The following is a 3,687-nucleotide window of genomic DNA, read 5'->3' as shown; positions in this document are numbered from 1 at the left end:
CACCATCGGCGTGACTCCTGGAGAACGTTTTGGTCATGACACGGGACCCTTCCGAAAATCACGCCACACAGCCGCCGGTGAAATATGTGCAGGTAGCCCGCAACCACGCTTCTATTAGGGCGCGCATCCAATGGCGCCAAAAACAGCGTGGCCCCCGTTCCTGGGAGATCAACCCCTAAGGGACTCTTGCGCAACACATCTTGTGCACTGATTCCTGCGGTGTCAATAGTTTCACCGACCGCAACAGCCGTAATCCATTACGTCTGTTCAATAGTCGTTCACTATGCCCCCTCTCACCACGAGAAGGGGAACGCCCCCAACATGTAACCCGGGCCAGAAATCCCTGCTGTCAAGGCATCCCCTTGACACTCACATCTTGACAAGATAGCTTGCGCAAGGATTCCTTAGGTTGCGAAAAACGCATGTACCGGGGTGCCGTCCCCCGGCCCAGCGCTCCGCCGTTCGCGGACAACCGAAACGGGTTATAGCGCACAGCCCCCACATTCTCGCCAGTAGCACCAGCCCGATTTCCAGAGGAGTTCCGTGCCATGACAAAGGCATTTTCCACGAGCAAAACAGCACGTGGATTGGGGGTCTGGAACTCCGAGGTCACCGCTATGTTACGAAAAGCTGGGTGGGAATCCCTGCTGGCTCTGCGCGCTAAAGAGCATCCCGATGGACCCGCTGTAGTGGGTCCGCGCCTGACCCTTTCCCACGCCGAACTCGACCGGCGCACCGCCGTACTCGCCGGGCTGCTGCGCGGGCACGGGGTGGTCCCGGGACAGATCGTCGCCGTGCGCGCGCAGGACCCGGTGAACGGCCTGGTCGCGATGCTCGCCATACTGCGGACGGGCGCCGCCCATCTCGCGCTCGACCCCGCCGCCCCCGCCGACCGTCACCGGTTCACCCTGCGGGACAGCGCCGCCCGCCTTCTCCTCAGTGACGACAGCGGCGGTGGCGGCGGTGGCGACGTCCTGGGGGAGATCCCCCTGGTACGGCTCGACGCGAACCTCGGTGACGAGACGGCCGAGGCGGCCGGCCTCACCCCGCCCGACCCGGCCCACCCCGCCTATCTCGTGTACACCTCCGGCACGACCGGCAGGCCCAAGGGCGTCAGCGTCTCGTACGGCGCGCTGGCCGAGCACCTCGCCGGGATCGGCGAGCGGTTCGGACTGCGTGAGGACGACCGTGTCCTGCGGTTCGCGCAGCCGTACGTGGACGTCTCCGTCGAACAGGCGCTCGCGCCGCTGACCGTCGGGGCGACCGTCGTCTTCGGCGAGGAACGCGCCCCCGCGATCGGCGACCTCCTCGACCTCCTGCGTCGTGAGCGGGTCACCGTCGCCAACCTGCCCGCCGGTTACTGGAACGAGCTGGCCCTCGGACTCGACCGGACCCCCCTGCCCGAGGGGCACAGCCTCCGGCTGATGATCTCCGGCAGCGAGCGGATGTCCCCCCGGGCCGCCCGTTCGTGGCTTCGGCACGCCCCGGACGTGCGGCTGCTCAACGCCTACGGACCGACCGAGTGTGTGATCACCGCGACCGTCCACGAGGTGACCGAGGTCGTGACGGACGAGATCCCGATCGGCACCGCCTGCGGCGAACGGGTGCTCCACGTCCTCGACCAGGACCTCACGCCCTGCCCGCCCGGGGTCGCCGGGGAGCTCTACGTCGGCGGCGGCCCCCTCGCCCTCGGCTACACGGGACAACCCGGGCTGACGGCCCAGCGCTTCGTGCCCGACCCGTACGGTGCCCCCGGCGCGCGTATGTACCGCACCGGCGACCTCGTCCGCATCGACGCGGACGGAAGGCTGGACTTCCTCGGCAGGACCGACGACCAGGTCAAGATCCGGGGACACCGCGTCGAGCCCGCGGAGACCCAGCGGGTCCTGGAGCAGCACCCGGCGGTACGGCGGTGCGCGGTGCTCGGCCGGGACGACGAGGACGGCAGGACCCGGCTCGTCGGCTACGTGGTCACCGAGACGCCGAACGTCGGGGAGCTGATGGCGTTCCTGGCCGACCGGCTGCCCGCCTACCTGCTGCCCGCGCACCTGATCCCGCTGGACCGGCTGCCGCTGACCGAGGGCGGCAAGCTCGACCGCGACGCGCTGCCGCCGCTCCCGCGCGGCCCGGAGCACGGCGAGGGGACCGAACCCCCGCGGACCGAGACGGAACAACTGCTGGCCGACCTGTGGCAGGAGGTCCTCGGCGTCGAGAGCGTCGGACGCGGTGACGACTTCTTCGCACTCGGCGGTGACTCGCTCGCCGCGCTCCGCATCACCGCCAGGCTGTTCGGCCACTTCGGCAAGGGCCTGTCGCCCCAGGCCGTCTTCGCCACCCCGGTCCTGGCCGACCTGGCGGCGCGACTCGACGCGGAACGCGCCCCCCAGCCTGCTCCGGCCCCCGAGCCTGAGCCCGCCGCGCCGTACGAGGAGGAGGGCAGGCCGCTCTCCCTCGGGCAGCACGCCCTGTGGCTGGCCGAGCAGTGGAACCCGGGCGCGCCTCTCTACAACGTGCCGTGGCTGTTCCGGCTGCGCGGCGAGATCGACGTCCCGGCGCTCGAACGGTCCCTGAACGCGCTCGTCGAACGGCACGAGGCCCTGCGCACCGCCTTCCCCGCCACCCTCGGCGAACCGGAGCAGGACGTCCTGCCCCCCTCCCCCATACGACTCACCGTCGAGGAGTACTCCGAGGAGGTCGTCGCCCGCGAGGCCCGCAGGCCGTTCGACCTGGAGCGGGGGCCGCTGCTGCGGACCCTGCTGACACGCGACGGCGAGGACGGCTGGGTGCTGCTGGTCGTCCTGCACCACATCGTGTGGGACGAGTGGTCACTCGGCGTCTTCGAGACCGAACTGGCCGAGATCTACGCCGCCACCCTCGACGGCAGGGAGCCCCGGCTCGCCGAGCTGCCCACCCGCTCCCGCGACCACGCCGTACGGCAGCGCCGCCTGGTGCGCGGGAACACCCTGGACGAGGGGATCGCCTACTGGGAGCGCAGGCTCGAAGGCGCCCCGAGGGAACTCGACCTGCCCACCGACCGTGTCCCCGGGGAGCGGACCCCGACGGGCGCCACCGTACGGTTCGACCTCGGGGCCGACCTCGCGGAGCGGGTGCGCGACCTGGCGCGGGCGGAGGGTGCGACGCCGTTCATGGTGCTCCTGGCCGCCTTCTGCCTGACGCTGCGCGGCCGTACCGGGCAGGAGGACCTCGTCGTCTCCACGCCCGTCGCCGACCGGGAGCACGACGAGGAGGGCCTGATCGGCTACTTCGTCAACCTGGTCCCGCTGCGGGTGCGGGCACGGACGGATGTGGGCTTCCGCGAACTGCTCGGCCAGGTGCGTGAGGACGTGCTCGCCGACCTCGGCCACCAGGACGTGCCCTTCCAGCTCCTCCTCGACCGTGTCGCCCGCGACCACTCGGGGGAACGCGCCGCCTTCGCCCAGGTCGCCTTCGAGATGCACCGCCACGACGCCCGCCCGGTACGGCTCGGCACGGCGACCGGGACCCGCGAGCTGGTCCCGACCGGAACCTCGAAGTTCGACCTGACCTGGCAGATCACCGACGACGGCGAGCGGATCTTCGGCGTCGTCGAGTACAGCACGGACCTGTTCGACGCCGCGACGGTCGCGGGGCTGGCCGCCGGGTGGCGGGACACGCTGTGGAAGGCCCTTGGGAGGGTCGTGGAGGTTC

General features: G+C 70.4%; 1 protein-coding gene. It reads left to right on the top strand.

Going from position 1 to position 3,687, the window contains the following annotated elements; translation table 11 throughout:
• Positions 1-689 precede the first annotated feature (689 nt).
• The coding region (locus ABZ463_RS41545; RefSeq protein WP_362785720.1) for an amino acid adenylation domain-containing protein at positions 690-3,687 on the top strand (2,998 nt) is incomplete at its 3' end.

This window comes from Streptosporangium sp. NPDC020145 (genome assembly GCF_040631275.1).
Lineage (GTDB): Bacteria > Actinomycetota > Actinomycetes > Streptosporangiales > Streptosporangiaceae > Streptosporangium.
This window is presented reverse-complemented; position numbering and strand designations above follow the sequence as displayed.